This is a genomic window from Amycolatopsis regifaucium (assembly GCF_001613935.1).
In the GTDB taxonomy this organism is placed as follows: domain Bacteria; phylum Actinomycetota; class Actinomycetes; order Mycobacteriales; family Pseudonocardiaceae; genus Amycolatopsis; species Amycolatopsis regifaucium.
In genome coordinates this window covers 53,303-77,897 of sequence record NZ_LQCI01000045.1, presented here as the reverse complement: position 1 = coordinate 77,897, position 24,595 = coordinate 53,303, and the positions used below count along the sequence as shown (strand labels likewise).

The 24,595-nt window shown below is 70.7% G+C and carries 27 protein-coding genes; 16 read left to right on the top strand and 11 right to left on the bottom strand.

Going from position 1 to position 24,595, the window contains the following annotated elements:
- Positions 1-42: 42 nt before the first annotated feature.
- Genes AVL48_RS31305 through AVL48_RS31295 form a run of 3 tightly spaced genes read right to left on the bottom strand, consistent with a single transcriptional unit; the run spans position 43 to position 3,982 of the window.
- Positions 43-996, bottom strand: coding sequence for an LLM class F420-dependent oxidoreductase (locus tag AVL48_RS31305; protein ID WP_061988804.1), 954 nt, complete (start codon positions 994-996; stop codon positions 43-45).
- Positions 993-3,107, bottom strand: a complete 2,115-nt coding sequence (locus AVL48_RS31300) for a S9 family peptidase (protein ID WP_061988802.1) — start codon at positions 3,105-3,107, stop codon at positions 993-995. The genes AVL48_RS31305 and AVL48_RS31300 overlap by 4 nt, the downstream gene beginning before the upstream one ends.
- 20 nt (positions 3,108-3,127) lie before the next feature.
- The gene (locus tag AVL48_RS31295) at positions 3,128-3,982 is read right to left on the bottom strand and encodes a PPK2 family polyphosphate kinase (protein WP_061988800.1); all 855 of its coding nucleotides are present in this window, start codon (positions 3,980-3,982) and stop codon (positions 3,128-3,130) included.
- 156 nt (positions 3,983-4,138) lie between these two features.
- Here AVL48_RS31295 and rocD point away from each other — a divergent pair, with 156 nt between their 5' ends.
- Positions 4,139-5,341 carry an ornithine--oxo-acid transaminase gene (rocD, locus tag AVL48_RS31290; protein ID WP_061988798.1) on the top strand — a complete coding sequence of 401 codons (1,203 nt, stop codon included), beginning with the start codon at positions 4,139-4,141 and terminating at the stop codon, positions 5,339-5,341.
- Between the two features lie 31 nt (positions 5,342-5,372).
- Entirely contained in the window at positions 5,373-6,734 is a 1,362-nt protein-coding gene (locus AVL48_RS31285) for a DUF2252 domain-containing protein (protein ID WP_061988796.1), read from the top strand.
- Between the two features lie 30 nt (positions 6,735-6,764).
- Here AVL48_RS31285 and AVL48_RS31280 read toward each other — a convergent pair whose 3' ends face one another.
- Positions 6,765-7,640: an FAD-dependent oxidoreductase gene (locus AVL48_RS31280; protein ID WP_061988794.1), complete on the bottom strand. Its 876-nt coding sequence runs from the start codon at positions 7,638-7,640 to the stop codon at positions 6,765-6,767.
- Between the two features lie 70 nt (positions 7,641-7,710).
- On the opposite strand from AVL48_RS31280, the gene AVL48_RS31275 reads away from it, so the two are divergent.
- Positions 7,711-8,319, top strand: a complete 609-nt coding sequence (locus AVL48_RS31275; protein ID WP_061988792.1) for a phosphatase PAP2 family protein — start codon at positions 7,711-7,713, stop codon at positions 8,317-8,319.
- Here the strand turns inward: AVL48_RS31275 and zapE are convergent.
- Entirely contained in the window at positions 8,273-9,307 is a 1,035-nt protein-coding gene (gene zapE / locus AVL48_RS31270; protein ID WP_061988790.1) for a cell division protein ZapE, read from the bottom strand. The genes AVL48_RS31275 and zapE overlap by 47 nt on opposite strands.
- A 98-nt stretch (positions 9,308-9,405) precedes the next feature.
- On the opposite strand from zapE, the gene AVL48_RS31265 reads away from it, so the two are divergent.
- The 10 genes from AVL48_RS31265 (at position 9,406) to AVL48_RS31225 (ending at position 16,161) form a co-directional block, all read left to right on the top strand.
- Complete coding sequence (locus AVL48_RS31265; RefSeq protein WP_061988789.1) at positions 9,406-10,161, top strand: pyrimidine reductase family protein; 756 nt, start codon at positions 9,406-9,408, stop codon at positions 10,159-10,161.
- Positions 10,158-10,715: an RNA polymerase sigma factor gene (locus tag AVL48_RS31260; RefSeq protein ID WP_061988787.1), complete on the top strand. Its 558-nt coding sequence runs from the start codon at positions 10,158-10,160 to the stop codon at positions 10,713-10,715. Before AVL48_RS31265 ends, AVL48_RS31260 begins: the two co-directional genes overlap by 4 nt.
- Entirely contained in the window at positions 10,715-11,140 is a 426-nt protein-coding gene (locus tag AVL48_RS31255; RefSeq protein ID WP_061988785.1) for a hypothetical protein, read from the top strand. The genes AVL48_RS31260 and AVL48_RS31255 overlap by 1 nt, the downstream gene beginning before the upstream one ends.
- A 154-nt stretch (positions 11,141-11,294) precedes the next feature.
- Positions 11,295-11,756 (top strand): Asp23/Gls24 family envelope stress response protein, encoded by a 462-nt coding sequence (locus AVL48_RS31250; RefSeq protein ID WP_061988783.1) that lies wholly within the window; start codon positions 11,295-11,297, stop codon positions 11,754-11,756.
- The gene (locus tag AVL48_RS39295) at positions 11,756-11,932 is read left to right on the top strand and encodes a hypothetical protein (protein WP_143104690.1); all 177 of its coding nucleotides are present in this window, start codon (positions 11,756-11,758) and stop codon (positions 11,930-11,932) included. The genes AVL48_RS31250 and AVL48_RS39295 overlap by 1 nt, the downstream gene beginning before the upstream one ends.
- Positions 11,929-12,285, top strand: a complete 357-nt coding sequence (locus AVL48_RS31245) for an Asp23/Gls24 family envelope stress response protein (protein ID WP_061988779.1) — start codon at positions 11,929-11,931, stop codon at positions 12,283-12,285. Before AVL48_RS39295 ends, AVL48_RS31245 begins: the two co-directional genes overlap by 4 nt.
- Positions 12,286-12,298: 13 nt before the next feature.
- Positions 12,299-12,835: a DUF6286 domain-containing protein gene (locus AVL48_RS31240; protein ID WP_061988777.1), complete on the top strand. Its 537-nt coding sequence runs from the start codon at positions 12,299-12,301 to the stop codon at positions 12,833-12,835.
- Positions 12,832-13,419: an alkaline shock response membrane anchor protein AmaP gene (gene amaP / locus AVL48_RS31235; protein WP_061988775.1), complete on the top strand. Its 588-nt coding sequence runs from the start codon at positions 12,832-12,834 to the stop codon at positions 13,417-13,419. Before AVL48_RS31240 ends, amaP begins: the two co-directional genes overlap by 4 nt.
- A gap of 28 nt (positions 13,420-13,447) precedes the next feature.
- Entirely contained in the window at positions 13,448-14,527 is a 1,080-nt protein-coding gene (locus AVL48_RS31230) for an ATP-dependent DNA ligase (protein WP_061988836.1), read from the top strand.
- 47 nt (positions 14,528-14,574) lie between these two features.
- Positions 14,575-16,161: an alpha/beta hydrolase gene (locus AVL48_RS31225; protein ID WP_425319898.1), complete on the top strand. Its 1,587-nt coding sequence runs from the start codon at positions 14,575-14,577 to the stop codon at positions 16,159-16,161.
- Between the two features lie 210 nt (positions 16,162-16,371).
- Here the strand turns inward: AVL48_RS31225 and AVL48_RS31220 are convergent, their stop codons facing one another.
- On the bottom strand, positions 16,372-16,614 hold the full coding sequence (locus AVL48_RS31220; RefSeq protein ID WP_061988773.1) for a DUF2630 family protein: 243 nt from the start codon (positions 16,612-16,614) through the stop codon (positions 16,372-16,374).
- Between the two features lie 89 nt (positions 16,615-16,703).
- Between AVL48_RS31220 and AVL48_RS31215 the strand changes: the two genes are divergently transcribed.
- Positions 16,704-17,060 (top strand): thioredoxin family protein, encoded by a 357-nt coding sequence (locus AVL48_RS31215; protein WP_037303795.1) that lies wholly within the window; start codon positions 16,704-16,706, stop codon positions 17,058-17,060.
- Positions 17,061-17,147: 87 nt separating this feature from the next.
- On the opposite strand, the gene AVL48_RS31210 is transcribed toward AVL48_RS31215, so the two are convergent.
- Together AVL48_RS31210 and pruA are read right to left on the bottom strand one after the other, a co-directional pair.
- Positions 17,148-18,077 (bottom strand): proline dehydrogenase family protein, encoded by a 930-nt coding sequence (locus AVL48_RS31210; RefSeq protein ID WP_061988771.1) that lies wholly within the window; start codon positions 18,075-18,077, stop codon positions 17,148-17,150.
- 18 nt (positions 18,078-18,095) lie between these two features.
- The gene (gene pruA, locus AVL48_RS31205; RefSeq protein WP_061988769.1) at positions 18,096-19,733 is read right to left on the bottom strand and encodes an L-glutamate gamma-semialdehyde dehydrogenase; all 1,638 of its coding nucleotides are present in this window, start codon (positions 19,731-19,733) and stop codon (positions 18,096-18,098) included.
- 127 nt (positions 19,734-19,860) lie between these two features.
- On the opposite strand from pruA, the gene AVL48_RS31200 reads away from it, so the two are divergent.
- Positions 19,861-21,453, top strand: a complete 1,593-nt coding sequence (locus AVL48_RS31200; protein WP_143104704.1) for a PucR family transcriptional regulator — start codon at positions 19,861-19,863, stop codon at positions 21,451-21,453.
- Positions 21,454-21,477: 24 nt separating this feature from the next.
- Here AVL48_RS31200 and AVL48_RS31195 read toward each other — a convergent pair whose 3' ends face one another.
- The gene (locus AVL48_RS31195) at positions 21,478-22,536 is read right to left on the bottom strand and encodes an LLM class flavin-dependent oxidoreductase (RefSeq protein WP_143104703.1); all 1,059 of its coding nucleotides are present in this window, start codon (positions 22,534-22,536) and stop codon (positions 21,478-21,480) included.
- 163 nt (positions 22,537-22,699) lie between these two features.
- On the opposite strand from AVL48_RS31195, the gene AVL48_RS39290 reads away from it, so the two are divergent.
- Positions 22,700-22,876 (top strand): hypothetical protein, encoded by a 177-nt coding sequence (locus AVL48_RS39290; RefSeq protein ID WP_156515787.1) that lies wholly within the window; start codon positions 22,700-22,702, stop codon positions 22,874-22,876.
- A gap of 50 nt (positions 22,877-22,926) precedes the next feature.
- Here AVL48_RS39290 and AVL48_RS31190 read toward each other — a convergent pair whose 3' ends face one another.
- Complete coding sequence (locus AVL48_RS31190; protein WP_061988765.1) at positions 22,927-23,319, bottom strand: DUF6221 family protein; 393 nt, start codon at positions 23,317-23,319, stop codon at positions 22,927-22,929.
- Positions 23,320-23,563: 244 nt separating this feature from the next.
- Positions 23,564-24,586, bottom strand: a complete 1,023-nt coding sequence (locus AVL48_RS31185; protein ID WP_061988764.1) for a DNA polymerase domain-containing protein — start codon at positions 24,584-24,586, stop codon at positions 23,564-23,566.
- Positions 24,587-24,595: the final 9 nt, after the last annotated feature.

Below are 24,595 nucleotides of genomic sequence, written 5' to 3'. Positions count from 1 at the left end.
ATTTGCAAGGAAAGGTCCTTTCATAGCATTCGGTGACCCAAGTCAAGACCGAGGCGCCAGTCCCCGAACCTGAGCGAACGGATCCTCACCCGTCGGCAGCAGCGCGATGATCGGCGTCGTCAGCCCGTTGTCCACATAGGACTGCACCTGCTCGCGGCAGGAATCGAGGCTGCCGTGGACGATCAGGTCGTCGACGACCTCGTCCGGGATGACCTGGTTGGCCTTCTGGCGATCACCGGCTGCCCACGCCTCGTGCATCGGCGCGAGCGCCTCGCCCCGGCCGAGCCAGTCGTGGAACGCCGCGTACACCGGCACGGTCAGGTAGCTCGAGATGAGCATCCGGCCGAGCCCGCGCGCGGCGGCCTTGTCCTCGGTGGGGCAGACGAAGATCCGCGCGGCCAGTTCGGTGTCCGGCCCGATCTCCTCGCGCACCTTGGGCACGTCGGAGGCCGCGAGCCAGTTGGTGATGGCGCCGTCGGCCTCTCGCGCGGCCAGCCGCAGCATGCCCGGCCGCAGCGCGGCGAGCATGATCGACGGCGGCGGGTCGGCGGGGCGCTCCAGCCGGAACTTGCTGACGGAGAAGGACTCGTACTCCTCGGTGACCTTCTCCCCCGCCAGCGCCGAGCGCAGGAACCGCAAGGTGTCCCGTGAGCGCGCGAACGGGGCCTCGAACTCGGCGGCGTTCCAGTTCTTCACGATCACCGGCGACGAAGCCCCGATGCCGAGGACGAACCGGCCGGGCGCCAGTTCCGCGACGGTGGCCGCGCTCATCGCCAGCAGACCGGGTCCTCGGGTGTACACCGGGACGATCGCGGTGCCCAACCGCAGCTGCGGCGCCCACTGTGAAGCCAGCACCAGCGGGGTGAAGGCGTCGGTGCCCGCCGTCTCGGCCGACCACGCGTCGGTGTAGCCGAGGTCCGGCAGCTGCTCGACCAGCTCCTGGTGCGCCGCGAGCGGCACCCCGGTCAGCGGAATGGTGATGCCCCACCGTTTCATGCGTTCTCCTCGCTCTTCGCCGCGTCACCGGACAGCTCGCGCACGATCCAGTCCACCTGCGTGCGCATCAGGTTCTCCGCCACCTCTTCGGCTTGCGGCGTCATATGCGTCGCGCCGGCCAGCGGCAGGAACACGTGCGGGCGTCCCTTGGCCAGCAGCGCCGACGACAGGCGCAACGAGTGGGCGACGAAAACGTTGTCGTCGGCGAGGCCATGCACGATCAGCAGCGCCCTGGACAGGTCACCGGCGTCGGCGATCAGCGAGTTGTGCTCATACGATGCCGTTTCCTCCTGCGGCAGCCCGAGATAGCGCTCGGTGTAGTGCGTGTCGTACAGCGACCAGTCGGTCACCGGGGCGCCCGCGACACCGGCGTGGAAGACGTCGGGGCGGCGCAGGACGGCCAGCGCGGACAGGTAGCCGCCGTAGGACCAGCCGCGGATCGCGACCCGCTCGGTGTCCAGTTCCGGATGGAGCGCGGCCGCCGCCCGCAGGGCGTCGACCTGATCGGCGAGGGTGACGTCGGCGAGTTTGCCCGCGATCTCCTTCTCCCACGCCGCGCCCCGGCCGGGAGTGCCCCGCCCGTCGGCGACCAGCACCGCGAAGCCCTGGTCGGCCAGCCATTGCGGAGTCAGGAACGCGTTGCGGGTCTGCAGGACGCGCTGGGCGTGCGGGCCGCCGTACGGGTCGAGCAGCACCGGCAGCTTGCCCTCGCTCTCCTCGTATCCGGTCGGCAGCAGCAACGCGGCGCGCAGGCCCCGCTCCCCCAGCGTCAGCCAGGTCAGATTCGGCACGACGTCGGGATCCACGGTGTAGGAACCGATCCGCGCCACCGTCTTCTCACCGGACACGACGGTCACCACCGGCCCGCTGCGCTCCAGGGTCCACGAGGAGAGCACGGCCAGCGAAGCGGTTCCGGCGCCGACGTGCACACCGTCCTCAGTGGACAGACGCCGGAGCTCGCCGCCTTCGGTGCGGAAGACGTGGATCTGTGTCGGATCGGCCTCCGACGCGCTGAACAGCACCTCGTCGCCGACGTGCAGGATCTGGCGCACCTGCAGTCCCGGCGGGGTGACCGCGGCCCCGTCGACGATCAGCCGGTGGTCGCCGTCGGCGGCGCTCTCGCGCACCAGGCGCCCGTCGGTCGTCCACGCCGGAACGCCCGCGACGAGCTCGACCCACCGCTCGTCGGTCTCGGTGTGCAGTACCTCGACCGAACCGTCCGCCGGGTCGACGGCCTGGATCTCGAGCCGGCGCTGGTCTCGCGACTGGACCGACAGCAGCGGCTTGCCCGCCGCCGACCAATGCACCGCGGCCAGGTACTCCCATTCGGTCTTCGCGACGTCGACCCGCGAGCCGTCGAGCCCGATGATCGCCAGCGTCACGTCGGCGTTCTGCGTCCCCGCCGCCGGGTACGCCACGACGTTGGCCGCCGACTGCGGGTTGGCCGGGTCGGCGATCGTCCAGCGCGGCACGGCCGCCCGGTCGGACCGCTCGACCAGCAGGCTCTTCCCGTCCGGGGACCACCAATAGCCCCGGGTGCGGCCCATCTCCTCGGCCGCGATGAACTCCGCGAGACCCCAGGCGACGTCTTCGCCCTCTTCCTCCACGACCAGGGTGTCCTCGCCGGTGGCCCGGTCGATCACCCGCAGGCGCCGGTCACGGACGTAGGCGACCCGGCTGCCGTCCGGACTCGGCCGCGGGTCGACGACCGAACCCGCCACCAGTACGGACACCGCGCCGGTCGTCAGGTCGAGGGTGTGGAGCTTGCCCGACAGCGAGAACGCGGCGACGGTGAAGGCGTCGTCGACCGCGTAGCCGACCACACCGCCGCCGGTCTCACGGCTGCGCTCGCGACGGGCGCGTTCCTCGGCGGGCAGGTCCTCTTCACCGGGCAGCAGTTCGGCCGCGTCGACCAGCTTCGTCTCTTCGCCCGAAGCGACGTCGAACGACCACAGGCTGTGCCGCGGGTCGGTGCCGGACTCCGTCCGCAGGAACAGGATGCGGGAAGCGTCCGGGGCGACCTTGAACTCTTTCGGCGCGCCGAGGGTGAAGCGCTGGGTGCGGGCCTGGCGGCGGAGGAACGGGAGATCTTCGAGGCTGGTGTCGGTCACGTCCGCACTCTCTCAGACACTCATCCCGGTACGCCAACGCCTTCCAGCTTCTTCAGTTCCGCACCGGGATCGAAGTTCGCCGGGGGGAACTTCGGGGCCATCTCCTCGATCGTTTCGATCAGCAGCCGCGCGACCAGCCAGTTGCGGTACCACTTGTGGTCGGCGGGGACGGCGTACCAGGGCGCCGCCGGGGTGGAGGTGTTGGCGAAGATGTCGGCGTAGGCCTTCTGGTAGTCGTTCCACTGTGCGCGCGCGTCCAGGTCGGCGGGGTTGTACTTCCACCACTTCGCCGGGGTCTCCAGCCTCGCCTTGAGCCGTCTGAGCTGCTCTTCCGGTGAGATGTCGAGGAACACCTTCACGATCGTCGTGCCCGCGCCGGTCAGTTCCTGTTCGAACTCGTTGATCTCGGCGTAGCGCTTGCGCCATTCCGCGGCGGGGATCAGCTTCCGCACGCGCGGGACCAGGATGTCCTCGTAGTGGGAGCGGTCGAAGACGCCGACCTGCCCCGGCACGGGGAGCTGTTCGCGGATCCGCCACAGGTAGTGGTGGCGCGCCTCGGCCGCGGTCGGCTTCTTGAACCCCGCGTACCGCACACCCATCGGGTTGACCAGGCCGAGGACGTGCCCGACGGTGCCGCCCTTGCCCGACGTGTCCATCCCCTGCAACACCAGCAGGACGCTGCGGTTGCCGCCGCCGACGCCCTCCGCGTACAGGGCCTCCTGCAGCTTGGCGAGCCTGTCGCCGGAGTCGACGAGGTCCTTGAGCGCCTTCGGCTTCTTGCGCGGCCCGATCGGGAACGAGCCCGGATGGTGCCGCTCGGTCCCCTTGCCGATCCTCAGCGCGTCACGGACGGAGACGCGGTCCTTTTTCGCCATCCGGCGACGATAACCGCGCTCCGGCCGTCCCGCCTGTGGTGATCGAGTACTCGTGCGCACGATTTCGCCACTCAACGGAGTCGATACGCAACGAATAACGGGTCAAAGCAACGTTTCCCGGATGAAAGCGGACGGACGGCCCTCTAACCTGAACGCATGACGACCGCCGACTTCATCGCGCTCGACGAGCAGTGGAGCACGCACAACTACCACCCCCTGCCCGTGGTGATCGCCACCGCCGAAGGCGCTTCGGTCACCGACGTCGAGGGCAAGACCTACCTCGACTTCCTTTCCGGCTACTCCGCGCTGAACTTCGGGCACCGCCACCCCGGGCTCATCGCCGCCGCGGTCGAGCAGTTCGGCCGGGTCACGCTGACCTCGCGCGCCTTCCACCACGACCAGCTCGGGCTCTTCTGCCGGGAACTCGCGGAGCTGACCGGCACCGAGATGACGCTGCCGATGAACTCCGGCGCGGAAGCCGTCGAGTCCGCGGTGAAGATCGCCCGGAAGTGGGCCTACCGGGTCAAGGGCGTCCCCGACGGGACCGCCGAAATCATCGTCGCCGGGTCGAACTTCCACGGCCGCACGACGACCATCGTGTCCTTCTCCACCGACGAGACCGCGCGCGCCGACTTCGGCCCGTTCACCCCGGGCTTCGTCACCGTCAAGTACGGCGACGCGAACGCGCTGCGGGACGCCATCACCGAGCGCACCGCCGCGATCCTGCTGGAGCCGGTGCAGGGTGAGGCGGGCGTGATCGTGCCGCCCGCCGGCTACTTCGCCGAAGCGCGGCGGCTCTGCGACGAGCACAACGTGCTGCTGATCGCCGACGAGATCCAGTCCGGTCTCGCGCGCACCGGCACCGTCCTCGCGCTCGACCACGAAGGCGTGCGCGCCGACGTCTACACCCTGGGCAAGGCGCTCGGCGGCGGGATCATGCCGGTGTCGGCGGTCGTCGGCGGCCAGGACGTGCTGGGGGTGCTGCGGCCGGGTGAGCACGGCTCCACCTTCGGCGGGAACCCGGTCGCCTGCGCGATCGGGCGGGCCGTGGTCGGGCTGCTGAAGACCGGCGAGTTCCAGGAGCGCTCGCGAGAACTGGGCGCCCACCTGCACGCGCGGCTCGGGGAACTGGTCGGCGACGGACTGGCCGAGGTCCGCGGTCGCGGGCTGTGGGCGGGCGTCGACATCGCGCCCGGCGGCCCGACCGGCCGGGAGGCGTCCACCGAGCTGGCCGAACGCGGCGTGCTGTGCAAGGAGACGCACGACCACACGCTGCGGATCGCGCCGCCGCTGGTGATCACCCGCGAGGAACTCGACCGCGGTATCGACGCGATCACGGAGGTCGTCGGGACCCGGTGAACCTTTCGGGCGGCCGGTACGTTGGCTGTCCATGGGAGACGAGCGGGAGTGGGTCGAGCGGCCGCTGGTCGGCACCGAAACGGTGTCGCCGGAGGACTGGTCCGCGAGGGGTAAGGCGCTGCGGGACAAGGCGCCGACGTCCGCGCACGACCACTCGGCGGCGGGCGCCGACCGGCCTACCGTGGCGGAGTTCTTCGCGCGGAGCAACGAAGGCCGCCTGCCCGAACTGGTGGAACTGCGGCGCGAGCGCATGCTCGCGTCGCCGTTCACCTTCTACCGGGGCGCGGCCGGGCTGATGGCCGCCGATCTGGCGGGGACGCCCGCGTCCGGGCTGACGGCGCAGCTCTGCGGAGACGCGCACGCGGCGAATTTCGGGCTTTACGGCACGCCCGAGGGCCAGATCGTGATGGACATCAACGACTTCGACGAGTCCGTGCCCGGCCCGTGGGAATGGGACCTCAAACGCCTCGCCGCGAGTCTCGTACTGGCCGGACGCGAGGGCGGCATCGGCGAGTCAGGCTGCCGCGAAGCCGCCGAGGACGCGGTGAAGTCCTACCGGCGCACCATCCGGGGCCTCGCGGCACTGCCGTTCCTGCGGTCGTGGAACGCGCTGCCGGACGCCTCGGTGCTGAGCGCGGTCAAGGCGCACGACCTGATCGACGACTTCGAGGAAGCGGCCGAGAAGGCGCGGAAGAACACCAGCGCGAAGGTCACCGCGAAGTGGACCCGGCGCATCGACGATCACCGGACCGGTCTCGAACGGCACCGGTTCGTCGAAGACCCGCCGGTCCTCACGCACGTCGACGACGCGACGGCGGAAGCCGTGCTCACCGGACTGGTGTCCTATGTGGACACACTGCGCGAGTCGCGGCGGACGCTGATCTCGCGGTACCGGGTGTCCGATGTGGCCTTCCGGGTGGTCGGCACCGGCAGTGTCGGATTGCGGAGCTACGTCGCGCTGCTGCACGGCAACTCCGGCGAAGACCTTGTCCTGCAAGTGAAACAGGCCAACCCGTCGGCACTGTCGCCCTATCTCGGGCTGGCTTCGCCGGACCACGAGGGCCGCCGGATCGTCGAAGGGGCGCGGCTCGTGCAGGCCGAGACCGACATCCTGCTCGGCTGGACGACCATCGACGGCTTGCCGTACATCGTGCGGCAGTTCCGGAACCTCAAGGGCGACATCGATCCCGCGGAACTGAAGAAGGACCACCTCGACGACTACGGCCGGCTGGCGGGCGCGTTGCTGGCGCGGGCGCACGCGCGGTCGCTGCATCCGCGGCTGCTGGCGGGATACTTCGAGGACGACGAAGACCTCGATGAGGCGATCGGGGCCTACGCGGTGCGGTACGCGGATCAGACCGAAGCGGACTTCGCCGCCTTCGCCGCCCTCTGACCACCCGCGTTTAGTCCTCTCAATGCGGGGTCACACCAGGCTCAAGACGTCGTCGGCGCAGCCCCAGGCCAGTGTGATCCCGGCGCCCCCGTGCCCGTAGCAGTGGACGACGTCGCCCTCGCGGTCCAGCCGGACCTCGGGCCGGAACGGCCGCAAGCCCACCTTCGCGCCCAATACCGGCGCGTCCGCCAGTTCGGGCACGAGTTCCCGGCACCGCCGCACGATGTCCGCGGTGACCCCGGGGTCCGGCGTGACGTCGGCGCGTCCGGGTTCCTGGGTGCCGCCGCAGACGACGTGCCGTCCGTGCGGGATCACGTGCCGCGGCACCGGCGAGGAGCTGTCGACGATCCACTCGGTCAGCCCCGGATCGGCGAGATGGACGACGTGGCCGCCGACCGGCACCACGGTGCTGTCCCCCGCCAGCCGCCCGCCGCCGAGCCCGGCCGCGTTCACCACCAGATCCGCGTCGAGGTCGTCGAGCCGCGCGACGGTGCGGAACTCGGTGCGCGCCCCCAGGGCGGCGACCCGTCCGGCGAGCCAGGCGAGGTAGACCGGGGTGTCGATCACCGCGGTCGTGAAGGTGAGCCGTCCGGGTTCGTGGTCGAGGTCCGGCATCGAGAACGCCCACGACGGCACCGGCGCCTCACGCGGGACGAAGTAGGTCCCCCGGATCACGCGGACACCGGGTGCGCCGAGCGAGCGGTATTCCCGCACACTCGCCACGGTCCAGCGATCGACCCGGCCGGAGTTCGCCGCCGGCGGCGGGAAGAGCACGCCACCGGCGACCGCCGACGTCGTCTCCTCCGGCCGGGCCTCGGTGAGCACCGTGACGTCGTGCCCGGCCCCGGCGAGCCGGTGCGCGCAGCTCAGCCCGATCACGCCGCCGCCGACCACACTGATCCGCATCGAAAGCCCCCTTCGTCCTCGTGCGCCGTCCCTGCATGGTGACGGATCACCTGTCACGTAATCTCGCCGGATGAGCGGAAGAGCGCCGTACGGGCTCATCGCGGTGACTTGCGCCGCGATCATGGCCGTACTCGGCTTCCTGGTGTCCGGCGAAGGCCTTTCCGGTCCGGACGACCTCGCCGTCAAGTGGGTGGAGCGCACCTTCGGCGCCGACACCGGTCTTCTGCGGCTACTCGTCCTGCCGACCGAGGCCGCCGTGCTGATCCCGGTCGCGCTCCTCGCCGCCGTCCTGTGCCTGTTCGGACGGCGCAAGCCCGAAGCGGCGCTGACCATCGTGGGCCCGCTCGTCGCCATCGCCGCCAACACTTGGGTGCTCAAACCGCTTTTCGACCGCTGGAAGAACACCTATCTCGCTTATCCCAGCGGGCACACCGTCGCGCTGGTCGCGGTGCTGACCGCGCTCGTCCTGCTCGCCCGGCCCGGGCTCGCGACGGCCGTCATCGCGATCGTGGGCGCGGTGGTGCTCGTCGGGGTCACGATCGGCATGATCGGCCTCGGCTACCACTACCTGACCGACGTCGTGGGCGGCGCACTGTTCGCCATCGCGACCGTCTGCGCGACCTGGGTGCTGCTCACCTGGGCTGCACGGCGTCGCGCGCCAGTGCGGTCAGACGGCTGACCGCGCGCAGGTACTTCTTGCGGTAGCCGCCGTTCACCATCTCCTCGGTGAACAACAGCGGCACCGGCTCGCCCGAGACCACCAGCGGGATCGCGCGGTCGTAGAGCCGGTCGGCGAAGGCGACCAGCCGCAGTCCGACGTTCTGGTCGGGAACCGGGTGGATGTCGCGCAGGTGCACGCGGGTCACGCCGTCGAGAAGCCTGCCGTATCGCGAAGGGTGCAACCCGGCGAGGTGGTCGCACAACGCGTCGAAATCGTCCACAGTGGACTCGGGATGGGCGCCGGCCGACGACTCCAGTTCCTCGGGAGTCGCGGGCGGCGGCGCGTCCGGAAGACCGCGGTGGCGGTAGTCCGGGCCGTCGACCCGGCAGACGCCGAACCGGGCGGACAGCGACTGGATCTCGCGCAGGAAGTCCGCCGCGGCGAACCGGCCCTCGCCGAGTTTGTCCGGCAGCGTGTTGGAGGTCGCCGCCACGAAGACGCCCGCCGAGATCAGCTCCTGCAGCAGCCGGGTGACGAGCATGGTGTCGCCGGGGTCGTCGAGTTCGAACTCGTCGATCGCCAGGAACCGGTGTTCGGACAGCCGCCGCACCGCCTCGGCGAACCCCAGTGCGCCGACCAGGTGGGTCAGCTCCACGAAGGTCCCGTACGCCTTGGGCGACGGAGTCTCGTGCCACGTCGAGGCGAGCAGGTGGGTCTTGCCGACACCGAAGCCGCCGTCGAGATAGAGCCCCATCGGCCCGGACGGCTCCTCGTCCCCGCCGCCGAACAACGCGCGCAGCTTCGACTTCGGCTTCCGGCCCGCGGCTTCCGCCACGCGTTTCGCGAACGCGCCGCAGGTGTCCACGGCCTCGGCCTGGCTCGGCTCGTGCGGATCGGGCACGTAGGTGGAGAACCGGACCGCGTCGAACCGGGGCGGCGGGACGAGCGCGGTGATCAGCTCGTCGGCGGACAGCTCCGGACGGCGATCGATCAGGCGGGCGGGCATGCGCCGAGAGTAACGGCACCGGCGGTGGCCGTTCACCCTCCCTGAACGGGCGTATCCCCCGCTCAGCGGTGCCGTCGGGCGCGTGTTGGGATAGCCGGGTGCAGCTTTTGTGGCCAACGACACCGGCGGAACCCGTCTCCGACGCCGACCTGGAGCGGCTCTACGGATATCCCGAGGACCTGACCCGTCCCTGGGTCCAGGTCAACTTCGTCAGCTCCGCCGACGGCGCGGCCGCGGTCGACGAGCTGTCCGAAGGGCTTTCGCACCCCGCCGACAAGCGCGTCTTCCTGCTCGGAAGGTTGCTTTCCGACGTCATCCTGGTCGGCGCGGGCACGGTGCGCGCCGAGGGTTACCGCGGCGCGCGGATCAACGCCGAACGGGCCGCCCGCCGGCTTTCGCGCGGTTTGTCGGAGGTCCCGCCGATCGCGGTGGTGACCCGGTCGGGTGATCTCGACCCCGCGGGGCCGCTGTTCACCGACACGAAAGTGCCGCCGATCGTCCTCACCACCGAGCAGGCGCCCACGGGTCGCCGTGCCGCGCTGGAACGCGCGGGCGCGGACGTGCTCGTCGCCGGGACCGACGACGTCGATCTGCGGTACGCGCTCGGACTCCTCGGGAAACGCGGGCTGTACCGCGTCGACTGTGAGGGCGGGCCGAAACTGTTCGGCGACCTGATCGCGGCCGATCTCGTCGACCAGTTGTGTCTCACCGTCGCTCCCCTGCTGGCTGGCGCCGGCGCGCGCCGGATTTCCGATGGCGGGCCCACCCCGGAACCACGCCGGATGGACCTCGCGTCGGTGCTGTTCGAGGACGGTTTCACCATGCTGCGTTACCGCCGCCGGGAGGGCGGGTGAGCGAGCCCGCGCCGGTTCCGGACAAGGAACTGGCGGTCAGGGCCGCCGCCGGGGACCACGGTGCCTTCGACACCTTGGTGCGGCGGCACACGGCCAGGATGTACCGGGTGGCGCTGCGGATCACCGGCAGCTCGGCGGAGGCCGAAGACGTCGTCCAGGAGGCCTGGCTTTCCGCGTGGCGCGCGCTGCCGGGCTTCCGCCACGAATCCGCGGTGTCCACCTGGCTGTACCGGGTGACCACCAACGGCGCGCTCGGCCAGGTCCGGCGCCGGAAACCGACCGTGCCGCTCGACGAGGGCGACGCGGGTGTCGTGCCGGGCCCGGAGGGTCACGTGGTGAGCGCCGAACAGGTCGGCGCGGTGCTGCGCGCGATCGCCGAACTCGACGTCGGTCAGCGGATCCCGCTGATTCTGCGAGAATTCGAGGGGTTGACCTACGAGGAGGTCGCCGAGGTCCTCGAGGTCGGCGTGCCCGCCCTGCGCGCCCGTTTGCACCGCGCCAGGGTGGCGCTGCTGGCGAAACTCGGCGACAACTTCCGACCCGGGGAACGGTGATGACCCAGGATCCGCGCGACGACCCCCGGTGGGAGCAGGTGCGCGCCGTCGCGAGCCGTCCGGTGCCGACGCCGCCAGGACTCGTCGAACGGGTGCTCCGCTCGGTCGGCGGCGTCCGCGGCGGACGGACCACGCCGCCGCTCGACCTGCCGTCCGCGGGCGGGAAGACCCAGGTGTCGGAGCGGGCCCTGGTGCTGATGACCAGGAAACTCGCCGCGGAGATCGGGCGCGACCTCGGCGGGGTGCACGTCTCGGCCGTCGCGCTCGAAGACGACGTGCTCCAGGTATTGGTGACGGTCCGGTTCGGCGTCGAAGCGGCGGCCGCGGACCTGTTGCGCCGCCGGGTCACCGAGGCCTTGACCGGCCAGCTGGGCTCGGCTCCGCCCACGGTCAACATCCACGTCGTCGACGTGCATCCCGACTGAGCTCACGCGCGGACGGACGAACCCCGGTTCGGATTACCCCATTTGGGTGACACCGCGGGACGACTCGGCATGCGCGCGTGTCCTGGTCGGTGAGAGCGTAGGGAACGCCGCGCGCGCAGGCCGCGGGGCGCAGGTGCGAGAAGGAGCGAACTTCATGGCGCAGCCGAGCGCGAGCAAGCCCGGGACCGCGTTGGCGGGTGTCGGGGCGGGATCGACCCTCAACGAGGAAGGAGCCGCCGGCAAGACCACCATCTCGTCGGTGGTGGTGCAGAAGGTGGCCGGACTCGCCACCCGTGAGGTGACCGGGATCCACGCGCTGGGCGGCGGTGTTTCGCGGGCCTTCGGCGCGATCCGCGAGCGCATCCCCGGCTCCGGCACGGTCACCACCTCCGGTGTCACGGTCGAGGTCGGCGAGAAGCAGGCGGCGATCGACCTCGACGTCGTCGTCGAGTACGGCGCACGCATCGTGGACGTCGCGCGTGCGGTGCGCCGCAACGTGATCGGGCAGGTCGAGCAGATCACCGGCCTCGAGGTCATCGAGGTCAACATCGCGGTCAACGACATCCACCTGCCCGACGAGAACGGCGGCGAGACCGAGACCTCGCGGGTCGAATGATGACCGGCACCCAGACCGGCCTGCTCGCCGGGCTCATCCTCGGCCTCGCCGCGACACAGGGCTTCACCGCGTTCCTGGTGACCTTGGCCGTCGGCGTCATCGGTCTCGTCCTCGGCCGGGTCCTCGACGGCGAACTCGACCTCGGCGATCTGTTCGGCCGGGGCCGCGACAAATGACCGTCCCGCCCGACCCCGAGGATCGCGGCACCCTCACCATCGCCCCCGCCGTGGTCCGCAAGATCGCGCAGCACGCCGCGGACCAGGTCGACGGGACCACGCGGGCGGAACGGCGGATCGCCGGACTCGGGCTGGGCACGCACGGCGCGAGCGCGAAGGTCGGCGGTGAGGGCAACGACGTCGATCTCGTCCTCGACGTGGCGCTGAACTACCCGGCGCCGGTGCGGCGCATCGTCGGCGATCTGCGCGCCCGGGTCTCCGAGGAGGTCGAGCGGATCACCTCGTACCGGGTCCGCGACATCTCCGTGACGGTCTCCGCGCTCCTGCCCGACATCGCGCCCCGCGTCCGCTAGAAGGAGCCAAGGCATGCGTTTGTTCGTCCGCCTGCTGTCCGCCCTGATCGGGCTGGCGCTGGCCGCCGCCGGGGTCCTGCTGGCGTTGGAGGTCGGCTGGGGCTGGTGGCGGCCGGGGCGGGGGCCGCTGTTCGTGCCGTGGGACCACTGGCGCGACCGGCTCGCGGAACTGTCCTGGAGCGGTTCCCCGGTGCGGCTCACCGCGATCATCGTCGCCGTGGTGGGGCTCCTGCTGATCATCGCGGCGGCTTCGGCCGGGCGGCGCGCCGTCCGGCTGACCGATCCGGCGAACGAGGTCAGCGTGATCACCTCGCCGCGTTCACTGGCGAGGCTGGTGGGGGTGACCGTGCGCGCGCAGGACAACGTCGCCGGTGCCAAGGTCATCGCCACCGCCAAGAAGATCCGCGTCCGCGCGACCAGCAGGCTGGAGACCGAAGGCGAGCTGCGGCCGCGGCTGCTGGAAACGGTTTCCGGTCTGCTCGACGAAATACCACTGGTGCGACGGCCGAAGGTGTCCGTCGTCGTCGACTCCCCGAAGGACCGCCGATGAGCCGTTCGGTCTCCGCCAGGGCACTCGGCCGGTCCACCGGCACGGAACGCACCCTGACCGTCCTCATCGGACTTCTCGCGCTGCTGGGCGGCGCCGCGGTGCTCGTGGTCGGCGCGGGATGGCTCGGCACGCACCGCGCCGACCGGCCGCTCGTCGATCCGATCGCGCTCGACTGGCTCACGCAGAACGCGCTTCCCGCCCGCGTCGGCGCGCTGGTGCTCGGGGCGCTTCTGCTGTGGCTGGGACTGTGGTGGTTCTTCCGGTCGCTGCGCCCGGAGGGCCGTCCCGACCTCGAACTCGACGACGACCTGGTGGTGACCTCCTCCGCCATCTCCGAAGCCGTCCGTTCCGACGCCGAAACGGTCGACGGCGTCGCGCGGGCCCGGGTCCGCGCGGTCGGCGACGGCGAGGACCCGGCGCTGCGGATCACGCTCTGGCTGACCGAGGGCACCGACCTCAAACGGGTCTGGGAGGACCTCGACCGCACCGTGCTGGCCCGCGCCCGGGACTCGCTCGGGGTCGAGGTGCTGCCGACCGCCGTCCGGCTCGAACTCGACACGGGAGCACCGCAACGGGTGCGCTGACCACGCCGATGCGGCAAGAATGGCCGTCATGTCGCTGCCCTTGACACCGCCGCTCAAACCGATGCTCGCCAAACCGGCGAAAGCCATCCCCGATTCCGGCGGTCTGCTGTTCGAGCCGAAGTGGGACGGCTACCGCTGCCTCGTGTTCCGCGACGGTGACGAGCTGACCTTGCAGTCACGGTCGGAGAAGCCGCTCAACCGGTACTTCCCCGAGGTCATCGAGCGGCTGAAAGCGACGCTGCCGGAACGGATCGTGCTCGACGGCGAGCTGGTGGTCGGCCGGGACGGGAAGCTGGACTTCGACGCGCTCACCGACCGGATCCACCCCGCCGAAAGCCGGATCAAGCTGCTGGCGGACGAGACCCCGGCGGAGTTCGTCGCGTTCGACCTGCTGGCGCTCGGCGACGAGTCCTATCTGGACGAACCGACGTCGAAGCGGCGGGAACGTCTGGAAAAGCTGGCCTCGGACGGCATCCACCTGACCCCGGCCACGTCGGATCCGGCGGTCGCGCGGCACTGGTTCGAGCTGTTCGAGGGCGCGGGCCTCGACGGCGTCATCGGCAAACCGCTCGACGAGCCGTACAGCCCCGGCAAACGCGTGCTGCTGAAGTACAAGCATTCGCGCACCGCCGACTGCGTGCTGGCGGGACTGCGCTGGCACGTCGACGGCGAACCGGGCGAGATGGTCGGCTCGTTCCTGCTCGGGCTGTACGACGAAGACGGCGTGCTGCACCACCCCGGCGTCGTCGGGTCGTTCCCGGTCACCCGGCGGCGTGAACTGGCCGAGGAACTGGCGCCGCTGATCACCGACGGGGCCGATCACCCCTGGCTGGGGGAGAACGTCCGGGAGAAGCAGCGGATCCCCGGCGGGATCACCCGATGGAAGGCCAAAGAAGCCCCCTGGGTGCCGCTGAAGCTGGAAAAGGTGGTCGAGGTCGGCTACGAGCACACGGAAGGCGGATATCCGTCGCGGTTCCGCCACACCGCGCAGTTCAAACGCTGGCGTCCCGACCGCGAGCCGGAGTCCTGCACCTACGCCCAGCTCGACGAGGTCGCCCGGTACGACCTGGACGCGGTGTTCCGCGGCGAGGTCAAGCGGACCCGTTAACCGGCGCCTGACACACCACCTGCGAAGCTCACCTACGAGCTTTTGTCATGCCCGAAAGTGAGGACCAGCCCGTGCGCCCCGCCAGCACCGTCCGCCGCAGGCCACGGCTGATCCTCATGACGGCCGTCGCGGCCGTGCTCGCGGGCTGCACGGCCGGGCCGTCGGTGCGCCCGGCGGTGATCGACAACGACGGCAAGACCACGCCCGGCTCCTCGACGGCGCCGCAGCAGGTGCCGCTGCCACCGCTGACCGAGCCGCGGTCGCCGTCGATCAAATGGGACGGCTGCGACGAGGCGACCCGGCAGCGGCTGGGCCTGCCGTCCGTGCCGGACACGCTGAAGTTTTCCTGCGCCAGGGTGCCCACCACGCTCGACGCGCCGGACCTGCCCGGGCGCGGGCTCTCGCGGCTGTCGGTGGTCAAGACCGGGGACGGGCCCATCCCGCTGGTCGTGGTCAACGACGTCGACGGGGAGCCGGGGTCGCTCTACGCCGCGCGGCTCGCCGCGGCGCTGCCGCCCGAGTATCTGCGGAAGTTCTCCCTGATCGGCGTCGACCGGCGCGGGACGGGCGCGTCCATGCCCGTGCAGTGCATCCCGGGAGAGATCCGCGCCGAGCTCCTCGGCGCCGATCCGGCCGCCGGTGACCTCGAACCGGTGGTCGACGCGGCGCGCAAGGCCGGTCAGCAGTGCGCGATCGAACTGGACGACTCGCAGGTCGCGATGGACAGCTGGCGGGCGGCCGGCGACCTCGAAGAACTGCGGGAACAGCTGGGGATGGACAAACTGCACGCGCTGGGGCGCGGTGACGGGTCGAAGGTCCTCGCCGAGTACGCCGTGCGGTTCCCGGCGCAGGTCGGCCGGGTCATGCTCGACGGGCTGCCCGACCCGGCCGCCGACGCGGCCGCCGTCCAGGAGTCCGTCGCCGCGAGCGCCCAGGCCACCCTCGACGCCTTCGGTGCCGACTGCATCGCCAGGGGCTGCCCGATCGGCGACGCCCGCGCGGCCGTGACCGCCGTCGCGGACCGGCTCCGCGGCGCTCCCGCGACGACCACCGACGGCGTGGAGGTCACGTCCGGGATCGCGATATACGCCGTCCATGCCGGGCTCGCCCAGCGCTCGCGCTGGGTGGAGCTCGCCGAGGCGCTCAAGACCGCGCAGACCGGCGACGTCACCCCGCTGGCCGCGTTCGCCGAGCCGGTGCTGAAGGACTCCCGCGCCCGGCCGACCCGGCTGGACGGCACGCTCGCGACCAAGTGCAACGACAGCGCGACCCGGCTCTCGGCCGAAGAACTCACCCGGGTGACCACGACCCTGCGCGACAAGTACCCCCAGTTCGGCGTCTTCGCCGCGCGACAGCTGGCGTGGTGCAGCCCGTGGCCCGTCCGCCGCGAACCGCTCCCGCCCGCCGGTGCGCCCGGCGCTCCGCCGATCCTCGTCGCGGGCACCGCGACCGACCCGGTCACCCCGGAGCAGGGCACCGGCCGGGCCGCCGACCAGATGCCGAGCGCGGTGACCATCACCTGGCAGGGCGCCGGACACGGGGCACTGCCGCTGTCCCCCTGCGTCACCGACGCGACACGCGCCTTCCTGATCGACGGGAAGATCCCGGTCGACGGCACACTCTGCCCGGCCTGACCCTCCTCGCGCGCCATCCAGTCCTGGCCGCCGTGAGATGAAGGACGCTTTCATCGCAACTTTCGCAAGGAAAGGCCCCTTCATCTCACGCGCCCGAAGCGGCGGCCTGGCCCACTCCCCACACGCGCCATGAAAGGTCCTTTCCTTGCAAAATTTGCAAGGAAAGGACCTTTCATGGCGCGCACGAGAGGGCAGCCCGGCGCTGAACCACTACTGCCGGTAGGACTCCACCTCGGAGATCGGCCGCGCCGCGGCCTGCTCCGGGTCTTCGTCGAACTCGACGCGCGCCCGCCGCTGCCGCAGCAGGTCCCAGCACTGGTCCAGCTGCTGCTCTACGCCCGCCAGCCGGGCCCGGTCATCCGAGCTCAGCCCGGTTCCGATCGCCCGTGAACGGAGTTCGTGCTCCTCGCTGACCAGCTCGTCGATCCGGCTGAGGATGTCACCGTCGGCCATCTGCGCCTCCTGCGAAACCTGGTTGCTCCATCCGAGACGCTACGCGCAATCACGGGAATGTGCGCCACGCCTGTTTCGTTACGCCCGGCATGAGCACAGTGGAGCTGACCGCCGCCAACTTCGATCAGGTCGTGTCCGAGAACGACTTCGTGATCATCGACTTCTGGGCGGGCTGGTGCATGCCGTGCCGCCAGTTCGCACCGACCTACGAGAAGGTGTCGGGCAACCACGACGACATCGTTTTCGCCAGCGTCGACACCGAAGCCGAGCAGCAGCTGGCCGCCGCCTTCGACGTGCGCTCGATCCCCACCCTCGCGGTGATCCGCGACAAGACGGTCATCTACTCGCAGCCCGGCGCGCTGCCGGAGAAGACGCTCGAAGACCTGATCCAGCAGGCACGCGACATCGACATGGACAAGCTCAAGGAAGAGGCCCAGGAAGCCTGACGAGCATGGAGAAGGGCCCCTTCCCGGCGGGTTTCGCCGGGAAGGGGCCCTTTGTCTTACAGCGGACCAGCGCCACCGGGGGCCGGGTCAGCCCCGGGTGGCGAGTCCGCGCAGGAAGAACGCCAGGTTCGCCGGGCGTTCCGCCAGCCTGCGCATGAAATAGCCGTACCATTCGTCGCCGTAGGGCACGTAGACGCGCATCGTCTTCCCGTCGCCCGCGATCCGGCGCTGCTCGTCGGGACGGATCCCGTACAGCATCTGGAATTCGTGGTCGTCCGCCTGGCGGCCCGCGTCCATGGCGAGCTTCTCGGCGATCGCGATCATCCGCGGGTCGTGGGAGGCGACCATCGGATAACCCTTGCCCCGCATGAGGATCTTCAGACAGCGCACGTAGGACTTGTCCACTTCGGACTTGTCCTGGAACGCGACCTCCTCGGGTTCGGCGTACGCGCCCTTGCACAGCCGGACGCGGGAGCCTTCCCCGGCGAGGTCGCGGCAGTCCTGTTCGGTCCGCCGCAGGTAGGCCTGCAGCACCGCGCCCACCCACGGGTACTCGGTGCGCAGCTCCCGCAGGATGCCCAGCGTCGAGTCGGTGGTGGTGTGGTCCTCCATGTCGAGGGTGACCGTGGCACCGACCGCTTCGGCCGCCGCGCAGATCTTGCGGGCGTTCTCCAGCGCGACCTTCTCGCCGTCGGACGGCAGGAACTGGCCGACCGCGGACAGCTTCACCGAGACGTCGGCGCCGAACGCGAGGCCGTCCGCCGCCAGCGCGGACAGCAGCTCTTCGTAGGCGCGAACGGTCGTCGCGGCCTGTTCGGCATCGGTGGTGTCCTCACCGAGGTGGTCGAGGGTCACCCGAAGGCCGTCATCGGCCAGTTCGCGAACCACCCGGGCGGCGTCGGACGTCCCGGCACCGGCGACGAACCGGCTCACCACCGATCGGGTGGCGGGGACGACCTCGACCAGCTTCCGCATCCGCCGGGATCGGGCGGCGGCGAGCAGCGGGGCACGCAACATCACGGACTCCTGGAGATCTCAGCCCTGGTGGGGGTAACGGACGCCGGTCGGGGGAACGAACGTCTCCTTGATCGAGCGCGGGCTCGTCCAGCGGAGCAGGTTGAACACCGAACCGGCCTTGTCGTTGGTGCCGGACGCGCGACCGCCGCCGAACGGCTGCTGGCCGACGACCGCGCCGGTCGGCTTGTCGTTGACATAGAAGTTGCCGGCGGCGAAGCGCAGCGCCTCGGACGCCTTCGCGACGGCCGTGCGGTCGTTGGCGATGACAGCGCCGGTGAGCGCGTAAGCGGCGGTCTCGTCGACCAGCTTCAGCACCTTGTCGAACGCGTCGTCGGTGTTGTCGTCGTAGACGTGGATCGCGAGGATCGGGCCGAAGTACTCGGTGCGGAAGATCTCGTGCTCCGGGTTGTCCGAGACGAGGATGGTCGGGCGCACGAAGTAGCCGACACTGTCGTCCGCGGTGCCACCGGCGATGACGTCGACCTCGGCGTCCTCCGCGGCACTGGCCAGCACGGCGGCGTGCTTGTCGAAGGCGCGGCGGTCGATCACGGCGCCGCCGAAGTTGCTCAGGTCGGTGACGTCGCCGTAGGTGATGGCCTCGGTCTCGGAGACCAGGTCGTCCTTCAGGCGCCTCCAGACCGAGCGCGGGATGTAGGCGCGCGAGGCGGCAGAGCACTTCTGGCCCTGGTACTCGAAGGCGCCGCGGATCAGGGCGGTGCGCAGGATGTCGACGTCGGCCGAGGCGTGCGCGAGCACGAAGTCCTTGCCGCCGGTCTCGCCGACCAGGCGCGGGTAGGTCCGGTAGCCGCCGATGTTGGCGCCGACGGTGCCCCACAGGTGCTGGAAGGTCGCGGTGGACCCGGTGAAGTGGATCCCGGCCAGGTCGCGGTGGGTCAGGGCGACCTCGGAGACGGCCTTGCCGTCACCCGGCAGCAGGTTGATGACGCCCGGCGGCATCCCCGCTTCTTCGAGCAGCCGCATGAGCATGTGCGCGGCGTAGCTCTGCGTCGGCGACGGCTTCCACAGCACGACGTTGCCCATCAGCGCGGGCGCGGTCGGCAGGTTGCCGGAGATCGCGGTGAAGTTGAACGGCGTGATCGCGTACACGAAGCCCTCGAGCGGGCGGTGCTCCATCCGGTTCCAGATCCCGGGTGAGCTGGTCGGCTGCTCGGCGAGGATCTGGCGGCCGAAGGCGACGTTGAAGCGCCAGAAGTCGATCAGCTCGCAGGCGGAGTCGATCTCGGCCTGGAAGGCGGTCTTCGACTGGCCCAGCATGGTGGCGGCGTTCAGCTTGGCCCGCCACGGACCGGCCAGCAGGTCGGCGGCGCGCAGGATGATCGCGGCACGGTCGTCGAAGGAGAGCGCGCGCCAGCCGGGGGCGGCGGCCTTGGCGGCGGCGATCGCGTCGTGGGTGTCCTGCGCGGTCGCGCTGTGGATGACGCCCAGCACCGCCTGGTGGTTGTGCGGCTGGACGACCTCGATCTTCTCGCCGCCGCCCTTGCGCTGCTCACCGCCGATCGTCGCGGTGATGTCGATGGGGTCGGCGCCGCCCAGCGACTTGAGCGCGCCCTCGAGTTCAGCGCGCTCGGCGCTGCCCGGTGCGTAGTTCAGCACCGGCTCGTTCTTCGGGGCGGGGGTCTGGGTCACGGCGTCCACTGACTGCTCCTGACTTCACTTCGCCGGTTAGAGGTCTCCCTCGAACGGTAGACCGGACGTCTCCGCAACGGCTTGTCCGGCTGGCTAGAATCAGGGTGACCGTCTTGTCCGATCGGCTTAATCGGTGATGACAGCGACTACCCAACCGACCACCGTCGCCTCGCTGCGGCACGTCCTGGCCACGCTCGGAGAACCGCTGGTCAGGGTGCTCGCGGCGCCGGGCGGACTCGGCGTGGCGGTGGAGGACGTCGTCATCCACGACCCGGAAGACCCGCCGGACGCCCATCCGGGTGACCTCGTGCTGGTGATCGGGGCGCGTGGCCGGTCGGCGGCGGGGGCGATCCGGGCGGCGGGCCGCTCCGGCGCGGCCGCCGTGGCGATCAAGAACGGCTCGGCGGTGGTGAACGTCGCGGCCGACGCCGGGATCGCGCTGATCGAGGTCGGCCACGAGGCACGCTGGGAGCAGGTCGAAGCGCTGGCCAGGGGCGTCGTCGACGCGGCCCGTGCGGGCGGCGAGGCCGACAGCGGCGAGGTGCTGGGTGATCTGTTCGCGCTCGCGCAGACGATCGCGACGCTGACCGGCGGCCTGGTCAGCATCGAGGACACCGCGAGCCGGGTACTGGCCTACTCGCGGGCGGGTGACGAGGTGGACGAGCTGCGCAGGCTCTCGATCCTCGGCCGCGAGGGTCCGGAGCGCTACCTCGCGATGCTGCGCGAATGGGGTGTCTACCAGCGGCTTCGCGCCGGGGAGGGGATCGTCCGCATCGAGGAGCGGCCCGATCTCGGCATCCGGCGGCGGATCGCGGCAGGCATCCACGCCGGTTCGCAGGCACTGGGCACGATCTGGGTCCAGGAGGGCGCGCATCCGCTCACCGAAAGCGCGGAGGTCGCGCTGCTCGGCGCGAGCCGGGCGCTCGCACCCCAGCTGATCCGGCATCGCACGCTGCCCAGCCCGGAACTGCGGCTGCGCGAGGACCTGCTGGCCGGGCTGCTCGACGGCCGTCTCGACGCCGAGTCCGTGGCCGACGACATCGGCGCGGATCCCGGGAAACCGGCCATGGTGCTGGCGTTTTCGCTGCCCCGCGACCGGGCGGCGAGCGACCGGCAGCTGCGGCGCGCCGAATTGGTGCACCTGATCACCGTGCACACCGCCGCGTACCGGCGGAGCGCGCTCGTGAGCGTGATCGGCGGCCGCGTCTACGCGCTTCTCCCCGATCTCCCCGAGCACGCCGAGCCGCCGATTCTGGCTCTGGCCAAGGAAATCGTGGGCACCGCGCAACGGCATCTCGACGTCCGCGTGCGCGCCGCGCTGGGCGGTGTCGTTCCCCGGCTTTCCGACGCGGCGGCTTCGCGGGGCGACGCGGACCGCGTACTGGCGACGATGGCCCGCGGCCACGGGACCGCGGACGTCGCCTCGCTGGCCGACGTCCGCGCCGAGGTCCTGCTCTCGGAGGTGCTCGCCTTCCTCGGCGAGCAACCGAGAATCCGCGACCCGAGGCTGACGGAACTGGTCGCGCACGACGCCGAGCACGGCGGCATCCTGGTCCCCGCGGTACTCGCCTACCTCGACGCGTTCGGCGACGTCCGGCGCGCGGCGCGCGAGCTGAACATCCATCCGAACACCGTCCGGTACCGGGTGCGGCGCGCGGCCGAGGTGTCCGGGATCGACCTGGCCGACCCCGCGCAGCGCGTCCTTGCCCAGCTTCTGCTGCGCCTCTAGAACGCGTTTCGTCCTCTGAACGCGCTAGTTCGCGACCTGAACCACCGCATCCAGAGGACGAAACGCGTGGTCGGCGACCTCAGCCAGCCCGCGATAGGAATCCAGCCGCTCCGCTTGGTCGAAAGTACTGGTGGTCACCAGGATCTCGTCGGCGCCGGTCTTGGCGACGAGATCGGCCAGCCGGTCGCCCACCTCGTCCGGGGTGCCGGCGATCTGGCCGTCGAGCGCGCGGTCCAGCCGCTCCCGGTCCCGCTCGGACAACGGCGTCGCGAGGATCTCCTCGACCGGGGACAGCGGCGGGAAGACGCCGTGCGTCCGCGAGTAGACCGTCGACCACGCTTCGGGGATCAGCAACCGCCGTGCTCGCTCGGCCGTCTCGGCGACCGCGATCGCCGTGGACACCACGACGTACGGCCGCGACGACTGCGCGGAGGGCTGGAAGCCGGCGCGATATCCCGCGATCGCTTCGAGCAGCGGTCCCTCGCCCCGGACCGGCGCGATCACCAGCGGCAACCCCAGTTCCGCGGCCAGCCGCGCCCCCGCGCCGGTGGCCAGCAGGAACGCGGGCACGCGCAGGCCCTCCGCCGGAACGGCGTGCACGCCCGGATACGCCGTCTGGTCGCCCGCGAGAAAACCCAGCAGTTCCCGGACCTGGTCGCCGAAGCGGTCGGCGTCGTCCTTTTCGTGCCCGAGCGCCTGGCGGACCCCGCCGGTGAACCCGACCGACCGGCCGAGCCCCATGTCGACGCGGCCGGGGAACAGCGATTCGAGCACGCCGAACTGTTCCGCGACCACCAGCGGACGGTGGTTCGGCAGCATCACGCCGCCGGTGCCGACCCGGATCCGCTCGGTCGCCGCGGCGACCGCGGCCGCCAGCACCGTGGGCGCCGAACCGGCGACACCGGGCACGCTGTGATGTTCGGAGACCCAGAACCGGTGATAGCCAAGCGCTTCGATCTCCCGTGCGAAGGCGACGGTGTCACGAAGGGCGCGAGGCGCGTCGCCGCCGCGCCGGGTCGGGGACCGGTCCAGTACCGAAAGCGTGCTCACCCTCGGTTCAACGCGCCGGGGACCGGCGGGCATTCCCAGCTCAGGGGCACCGAGGGGTTCCGGCCGACGTCGTTTCAGGTACCTACGGCCCCAGTACATGATGGCCCCCTTCACTGCGCCTAGCGCAAGGAAGGGGGCCATCATGTACTCACGCGAGAGCAGTTGGCCCGCCGCCGTTGCGACTGGTGGCGCGCCTGTGGCCGACGTGGCGATCATCGAGACCGTGAACCGGCACGAGGGTGGTGGTGCCGCGGGCATCGTCGCCCGTCACGCCTTGATCAACGGAAGATCGGGGACACTCAACGTCCCCAATCCTCCGTTGATCAAGCTCGTGCCCCATCACGACCTATGGACCGGCAACCAAGCGGGATAGCTCCCGGACGCCCAACGACCGGATCCTCCCCACCCGACCGCACTCAGGCCCTACGGGCGCCAACGTTCGCTGTAGTCCGGATGGTCGGCGTGCGGCAGGGCCAGCAACCGCAGGGTCAGGCACCAGTTCGTCCCGGCCTCGTCGGCGGGCACGTGGCATGTCTCGCACCAGTACTCGTTGCCGTACAGGGGGAAGCCGGGCACCTTCTCCGAGACCGTGGTGCGGTGCGCCTGCAGGAGCCGCCGGATCGCCTCGATCTCGTTGATCATCTGATTGACCACGTCGAGTTCGATGTCGTTCAGCGAGCGGATCTTCTTTTCGATGACGACCTTGGTCTCACCCCGATTGAGCGATTCGCTGATCTCGGTTTTCTTGACCGCCTGCATGATCAACGCCTGGCGTTGCCCGACACGCGCGGCGAGAAAGGCGATCAGGTCGTCCACGGATTCTCCTTCGTCTCCCCCAGCCTAGGTGTTCGGCGGGGAATGTCGCTGGCAGGAAACCTGCCGTTACGACTTGGCCCCACGCGTCACACAGTCTCGTATCGATCACTCTCCCACCGGGAAGAGGTTTCGAGATCGACACGAGTTCGCAATCACTCCGCGAGGAAACCGGAGAAGAGACGGGCGGCGAGTACGAATTGGTCACCGAAGCCGCACGCGCCGTCACGAAACGTGGAAACCAGGGTTAGGGCGTGTCGTCGCGCGCCTTACTCGGCTGGACCCGCTTCGGCTCACCCGGCATCTTCGGGTAGTCCGGCGGGTACGGCATCTCGCCGAGGCCGTGGTCGCGCTCGTCCCGCGCGTACCACTCCAGCAGCGTCTCGATACCGAACGCCTGCTCGTCCATCGGCGCGTGCAGGTCGCCTCGTTCGGCATAGAAGGCGCCCGCGGTGAGGACGTCGAAGTCGTCCGGGTCGACCTCGGTGAGCAGATCCCAGGTCAGCGGCGTCGACACCGTCGCGCGCGGGGTGCCCCGGACCGACCAGGCCGAAGCCACGGTGCGGTCGCGCGCGGCCTGGTTGTAGTCGATGAAGACCCGGCCGCCGCGTTCTTCCTTCCACCAGGCGATGGTCGCCTTGTCCGGGATGCGGCGCTCGACCTCGCGGCCCAGCGCGATCACCGCGTGGCGGACGTCGATGAAGTCCCAGTCCGGCCGGATCCGCACCAGGACGTGCACGCCGCGGCCGCCCGAGGTCTTCGGGTAGCCGACCAGCCCGGCCGAGTCCAGGACCTCGCGCACCACGCCGGCGACCTCGACCGCGTCGGAGAACCCGGCCTCGTCCGGCGGGTCGACGTCGATGCGGAGTTCGTCGGGATGATCGACGTCGGGCCGCCGCACCGGCCACGGGTGGAAGTCGAAGGTGCCCAGGTTCGCCGCCCAGGCGAACACGGCGGGCTCGGTCGGGCAGACCTCCTCGGCGGTCCGGCCCGACGGGAAGGTGATCTTCGCGGTTTCCACCCATTCAGGGGCGCCCTTCGGCACGCGCTTGGCGTAGAACCACTCGCCCTCGACGCCGTCGACGTAGCGCTTCAGCGTCGTGGGCCGCTCGCCGACCGCGCGCAGCAGCGGCTCGCCGACCGCGACGTAGTGCTCCACGACCTGGCGTTTCGTGATGCCGCGGGCCGGAAAGTACACCTTGTCCGGGCTGGACACCCGGACTTCGCGCTCGCCTACCGCGATCTGGATCGGCTCACCGTTCTTGGGCATGCGCCCACC